Consider the following 7,064-nt stretch of genomic DNA (forward strand, 5'->3'; position numbering starts at 1 on the left):
GGGCAAGGAGATGGATGTCAGTGGCTTGTACTACTACGGCGAGCGCTACTACGCGCCGTGGTTGCAGCGCTGGATCAGTGCGGACCCGGCGGGGGATGTGGACGGGCTGAATCTCTATGGATTTGTAGGCAACAATCCAATGAGCTACATCGATACTGGTGGTACGACAAGAACACCATCGCAGCTCAAAGATGTTATCGCCGAAGAGTCGAAATTTCTTGCTCATATTCCAGGCGGAATGAGTGAAGTACAGAGTACGTTGGCGGACTTGACCTCTCCTAAAACCTTTCGAATAAAACTTATAAAAAACTTCATCTATCTTGCAGGACGAGCGACTGTAGGTTTCTTCAGCGGTTATGGTACGACCGGTATGCTTCCATCAAATATGCCAGGAGAACTACAAGGCTTGACCGTAGGCAACGAGACCGCCGACTACGCGAGTAGGGCCTACTCAAACATCACATCACAACTGAACGCATCTATTCTTCCGCGACACTCGGATCTGGATGTGCAATTACTACACGATCAAAGCTCTGGAAAGTCCGCCAGCCCCTTGGATAGATACTCTGTAGCGCCAACGACCTGGCAGGAAAGATCTGAAAATATTAGAGCATTGTTCAGTCTTGGACGTGATTCGGTTGGCGGAGCCCTGATTCCCGGAGTCTCAGAACTCGCTGAGCTTTTCCAACTATCGAAGGACACGACCAAAGCCGAGCAACTACTGAGCAAATTCGAATTAGATGTGTATGACTCAATGCTCGACAGCCTGCGCGAGGGCATTGTCCGTTCATCAGAGGCCATTAATGTCGCGTTCAACGAACTGGGGGTCGAGCAGGTATATACGAACTCTATAGATTACCTGAGAGACCTTGGACAAGGACGGGTCGCCGCTTCGAATTCAAGGATGATTGAACTCTCGGCAATCAGGCTTTCAACAGAAAGTGCACTGCGCAGCGTAGACCAAACCAAAGCCGTACTCGCCAGATATCGAGTCTACGCAGCGGAAAAGGCTGTGAAGCGGGCAGCCTGAGGCCATGAGGACGCACATGGACTCATTGCATTCAGGCACCCCGACCCTCCATAGCTGGGATCCGCGCAAGCTGCCGGTCAGAACAGTGGGTTACTTGCACACTGTGACCAATGACGCATTCACTGCCCTGGTTACCCGGCAACATCACGACCACGCAGGACGACTGGTTGAACAATGGGATCCGCGTCTGTCTGTCCCGTGTCTGACCACGGCTTATCGTCTGGACGGCAAGGTATTGAGAATCGACAGCGTCGACGCTGGCTGGCGTCTCAACCTGCCTGGGCTGGCCGCTGAGCCGTTGCAACGCTGGGACGCGCGCGACACGCATTGGCGCACGACCTTCGATAAGCAACTGCGCGTGGTGGAGGTCAAGGAAAACGGAGAGGATGTCGACACTTTCAGCTACGCCGATGCCACGGCTGACGCGGGGCATAACCAGCGCGGCCAGTTGCTGGAACAGCAAGACCGTTCGGGTTTATTGCGCACCGACAGCTTCGCTCTCGCCGGCCAGTCGCTGACAGAAACACGCACCTTTAGAGATGGCCAGGCGTTCACCAACCAACGGCGATTCAGCCCCCTCGGCGCGGTACTGGAACAGACTGACGCCGGCGGTCATCGACAACAGTCGCGCTACGGTCTGGGCGGACAGCTCAAGCAAACACGCCTGCAAATCAACGGCAAGACCGATTGGCAAGCGGTGCTGCTGGATGCGCAGTACAACGCCGCCGACCAGATCATCGAACAACTGGCCGGCAATCAGGTGCGCAGTCAGTGGACCTACGACCCGATGGACGGCCGTTTGCACACCCAGTCCAGTCGCAAGGACAGTGGCGCTGTTCTTCACGATTTCGAATATTTTTACGACCCTGTCGGCAACATCACCCGCATCGAAGACCACGTCTTTCAGCCACGCTACTTCGCCAACCAGTTGATCGACGGCCACCGCGACTTCACCTACGACTCGCTCTATCGGCTGACCAGCACCACCGGCTACGACGACGCCCCGCCGCCGGACATTCCCGGCCTGCCGCAATCGGGCGACCCGAACAATCGCCTCAATTACACCCAGACCTATCGGTACGACAACGGCGGTAATCTGATCGAACTGCGTCACGTACGAGACGGCAATCCCTTTACCCGCCAAATGTGCGTCGACCCGAACAGCAACCGCAGCGTGCGCTGGAAAACCGGCGACGATCTGCCGGATTTCGACACCCTGTTTGATCGCCACGGCAATCAACTGGATCTCAAGCAAGGGTCGACGTTGCACTGGAACGCGCGCGACGAACTGGAAAGCGTAGCGCTGGTGACTCGAAAAAACAGCAACAGCGACGCCGAGCATTACCGTTACAGCCAAGGCCAGCGCGTCTTCAAATGCCATGAATGGTTTACCGACACGACCCGCCACTTTCATCAGGTGCGATACCTGCCCGGCCTGGAAATCCGCACCAAAGACAACGGCGAAGAGCTGCACGTCATCACCCTCGGCAATGCACGTTGCCTGCACTGGGTCAGCGGACGCCCCGGCGGCATCGAAAACAATCAACTGCGCTACAGCCTGAAAGATCACCTCGGTTCCTGTGTCATGGAGCTTGATCAACAGGCCGATGTGATCAGCGAGGAAGGCTATTACCCCTTCGGCGAAACGGCGTGGATGGCCGCACGACATGAAGTGGAAGTGCGCTACAAATTCATCCGTTATTCGGGCAAGGAGATGGATGTCAGTGGTTTGTACTACTACGGTGAGCGCTATTACGCAGCGTGGTTGCAACGCTGGGCCAGTGCCGATCCGGCGGGGGATGTGGATGGGCTGAATCTGTATGTGTTCGTGGGCAACGATCCGATCGGCCATGTCGACTTCAACGGTGAAATAAAATGGCCCACTCTGGATGCTCTGAATGCCGGAGTGGATCGGATCATTGCTTCGCAAAATGCGAGCCATGCCAGAAATGGACAACGCCTTGCAGAAAAACGTATGGCCCGCCAAATGAATGATCAGATGATGCAACACATTGAAATCCTGGGGATCACCCAGCGCCGCACAAGCGATGCCGCAAAGCAACTCGACAGAATGGGTTCAGGCAGCGACATTGCCTTGGCGACAACACGCAGAACGCTGGTATTGGTCGCAAGCAAAGCCCTCAGTTATGGCGTCGGTCTAACGGTCGGTGTCGGTGCTCAGGCACTCGGCGCAGCGGCACCCGGTGTCGGCAATGTGATAGGCGCAGGGATGGGCTACGGCGCAAAAATCGGGGTCAGCGCGCTCATCGACTATGCGGCCGAAAGAACCGGACTGAGCGCGTCGGTCAATTTGAAAACCTCCAAAGTGTCAGCGGACACTATTATTGAGAAAGCCCAACACAAACAAATGCAGCCGCTTGAGTACTTAAACGCCAAACTCCAGGGCTTGATTCCCCGCGACAAAAAATCCGGACTCAAGTTGGTGAAGGAGGCGGGCGCTCAACTAACGGCGGTGGGCGTGAAGGGAACTCTCAATTCACTACCTCCCGCAGCGGCCGGCGCCATCGCTAGCGGAGCCGCGGCGTTATGGGCGTTGCCGGAAATTGTCAATGAAACGGCTAAGGCCATCGCTGGAAAATCCAGCGAAAAAATGCTTGCATTCGAAGGGAAAATTCTCGGACTTGCACAGGCTATCGAGGCGAGTAACAACACGGTCCATGAGTATGCTCACGCACTTGGCAGGACAAGCATGAACGGCGTCGACCTCAACGATCTAGACCAGGAAACAGCCCGAATCACCGACATGCTCCACGGTCTGGCGTTAACGGTGCAAAAGCATAGAACTGCTCACAACGCCGCCGCGTAAATGGGCGGCTTTCTGAGCGGGGACAATGTTCCCGCCTGCCGACATGCTATCGTGCCCGCCCGACTGCCATCCGTTTGCCCAGCATGCTGCCGACTTCCCGTACCTTGCGTCTGTCGTTGTATACCCTGCTGATCATCGCCGGCGCGGCGCTGGCCGCCACACTTGCGATCCGCCACGCCGAACGTCAGGCGCTGGAGGAAGACGCCGCCCGTGCCAACCAGCAACTGGCGTTGTACGCCAATTCCCTGCACACCCTGATCGACCGCTACCGCGCCCTGCCCGCCGTGCTGGCGCTGGACCCGCAATTGCGTTCGGCGCTGGCCGGGCCAGTCGATGCCGCTGAACAGGCGGCGCTGAATCTCAAGCTGGAAAAGATCAACGGCGCGGCACAATCCTCGACCCTTGAACTGCTCGACCACACAGGCCTCGCCGTGGCGGCGAGCAACTGGCGTCTGCCGAGCAGTTACGTCGGCCACAATTACGGTTTTCGTCCCTACTTCAGCCAGACCCGCACCCAGGGCACCGGGCGTTTTTATGCCGTGGGCGTGACCAGCGGCATTCCCGGCTACTTCCTCTCCAGCGCGGTGCTGGGTGACAACGACGAGTTCCTCGGCGCGATGGTGGTCAAGCTGGAATTCCCCGAACTGGAACGGGAGTGGAGTCAGGGCAGCGACACATTGCTGGTCAGCGATGCGCGCGGAATCATCTTCATCGCCAATCAGCCCGGCTGGCGCTATCGCGCGCTGCGTCCGTTGAGCGCCCGCGACATGGATGAGATCAAAGCCACCCGGCAGTACGACAAGCAATCGCTGCTGCCCTTGACTCATTTATCGCTGCGCCGCTTCGATGACAACAGCGATCTGCGTCGCGTCGAAGGCCCGCAAGGCACGGCGGATTATCTGTGGGAATCGCTGCCCCTGAGCGCCGAAGGCTGGACCCTGCACCTGCTGCGCCATCCGCAAGTGGCGTTCGAAGACCTGCGCAACGCCGGGCTGGCCGCCGCCGGGGTGTGGCTGGCGCTGGTGTTTCTGTTGCTGTTTCTCAACCAGCGCTGGCGCCTGTCGAAGATTCGTCAGCGCAATCGCCAAGAGCTGGAACAACTGGTGGAAGAACGCACCCGCGACTTGCGCACCGCGCAGGACGGTCTGGTGCAATCAGCCAAACTCGCCGCGCTGGGGCAGATGTCTGCCGCGCTGGCCCATGAAATCAATCAGCCGCTGACCGCTCAGCGCATGCAACTGGCGACCCTGCGCCTGTTGCTCGACCATGGCCGTGTCGACGATGCCTATAAAGCCCTGAAACCGGTGGACGAAATGCTCACGCGCATGGCCGCCCTCACCGGCCACCTCAAGACCTTCGCGCGTAAAAGTCCCAGCGGCTTGCGCGAACGACTGGATCTGGCGACGGTGGTTGATCAATCGCTGCAGTTGCTCGATGCGCGGCTGCGCGATGAGCAGGTCAGTCTGGTGCTGCACCTGACCCGTCCGGCGTGGGTGCGCGGTGATGCGATTCGTCTCGAACAGGTGCTGATCAACCTGTTGCGCAATGCCCTTGATGCGATGCAGGGTAAACCCTGCAAGCGCCTGGAAATCCGTCTGGAAGCCGATGAGCAACTGTGGCGCCTGAGCGTCAGCGACAATGGCGGCGGCATCGCCGAGGACCATTTGGGCCAGGTCTTCGACCCGTTCTTCACCACTAAACCGGTGGGCGACGGCCTGGGTCTCGGCCTGGCGGTATCCTTCGCCATCGTGCATGAATCCGGCGGCCGCCTGAGTGCTGAAAATGGCGACAGCGGCGCGGTGTTCAGCCTGACTTTGCCGATCGATCTGGAGGCACACATCTGATGCTCAACTCAGTGATGGTGGTCGATGACGAAAGCAGCATTCGCAGCGCCGTTGAACAGTGGCTGAGCCTGTCGGGCTTCGAGGTGCAGTTGTTCAGCCGCGCCGAAGACTGCCTCGCCGCCCTGCCCGCGCACTTTGCCGGGGTGATCCTCAGCGACGTGCGCATGCCCGGCATGGGCGGCCTGGCGTTGTTGGCCGAAGTGCAGAAACGCGACGCTGACCTGCCGGTGATTCTGCTCACTGGTCATGGCGATGTACCGATGGCGGTCGAGGCGATGCGCGACGGCGCCTACGACTTTCTGGAAAAACCGTTCAGCCCGGAAACCCTGCTCGGCAGCTTGCGCCGGGCGCTGGACAAACGCCGTCTGATTCTGGAAAACCGTGCCCTGCACGAGCAGGCCGACAACCGCGCCAAACTTGATGCGACGTTGCTCGGCGTGTCCCGTGGCTTGCAGACGTTGCGTCGACAGGTGCTGGATCTGGCGGCGTTGCCGGTCAACGTGTTGATCCGTGGCGAAACCGGCAGCGGCAAGGAACTTGTCGCGCGTTGCCTGCATGATTTCGGCCCGCGCGCGGCCAAGCCGTTCGTGGCGCTGAACTGCGCGGCGATTCCTGAGCAGTTGTTCGAGGCGGAGTTGTTCGGTCACGAGAGCGGCGCGTTCACCGGCGCCTCGGGCAAGCGCATCGGCAAGCTGGAATACGCCGATGGCGGCACCTTGTTTCTCGATGAAATCGAAAGTATGCCGCTGGCGCAACAGGTGAAACTGCTGCGCGTATTGCAGGAGCAAAAGCTTGAGCGGCTGGGTTCGAACCAGAGCATTCGCGTCGATCTGCGCATTGTTGCGGCGACCAAACCGGATCTGCTCGATGAAGCCCGGGCCGGACGTTTTCGCGAGGATCTGGCCTATCGCCTGAACGTCGCCGAACTGCGTTTGCCGCCGCTGCGCGATCGTCGTGAAGACATTCCGCTGCTGTTCGAAACCTTCGCCCACAATGCCGCTGAACGCCTGGGGCGCACCTTTCCACCCTTGAGTGGCGCACAGTTGAGTCATCTGCTCAGCCACGACTGGCCGGGCAACGTGCGCGAACTGGCGAACGTTGCCGAACGCCAGGTGTTGGGGCTGGATGAACCGGCGCCGGGGATCGATCCGGGGCAATCGCTGGCGGCGCAGCAGGAGGCGTTTGAGGCGCAGTGTTTGCGTGCCGCGCTGACCCGGCACAAAGGCGATGTGAAAGCGGTGCTTGAAGAACTGCAACTGCCGCGCCGTACGTTCAATGAAAAGATGCAGCGGCATGGGTTGAGTCGGGAGATGTTTCTGAGCGAGTGAGTCGGGCTTGGGATTTTCGGTGTGGCTGAGATCTT

The 7,064-nt window shown here is 59.1% G+C and carries 4 protein-coding genes; all 4 read left to right on the top strand.

The window, feature by feature from the left end:
* Positions 1–1,030: RHS repeat-associated core domain-containing protein (locus PMI23_RS29940; RefSeq protein ID WP_007949573.1), on the top strand; the 1,030-nt coding region annotated here is incomplete at its 5' end.
* Positions 1,031–1,046: 16 nt separating this feature from the next.
* Positions 1,047–3,857 (top strand): RHS repeat domain-containing protein, encoded by a 2,811-nt coding sequence (locus PMI23_RS00135; RefSeq protein WP_007916260.1) that lies wholly within the window; start codon positions 1,047–1,049, stop codon positions 3,855–3,857.
* An 83-nt stretch (positions 3,858–3,940) separates the two neighbouring features.
* The gene (locus PMI23_RS00140; protein ID WP_007916262.1) at positions 3,941–5,701 is read left to right on the top strand and encodes an ATP-binding protein; all 1,761 of its coding nucleotides are present in this window, start codon (positions 3,941–3,943) and stop codon (positions 5,699–5,701) included.
* Complete coding sequence (locus tag PMI23_RS00145) at positions 5,701–7,029, top strand: sigma-54-dependent transcriptional regulator (protein WP_007916264.1); 1,329 nt, start codon at positions 5,701–5,703, stop codon at positions 7,027–7,029. The genes PMI23_RS00140 and PMI23_RS00145 overlap by 1 nt, the downstream gene beginning before the upstream one ends.
* Positions 7,030–7,064: the final 35 nt, after the last annotated feature.

Origin of the sequence: Pseudomonas sp. GM24 (assembly GCF_000282235.1) — a bacterium.
Classification (GTDB): domain Bacteria; phylum Pseudomonadota; class Gammaproteobacteria; order Pseudomonadales; family Pseudomonadaceae; genus Aquipseudomonas.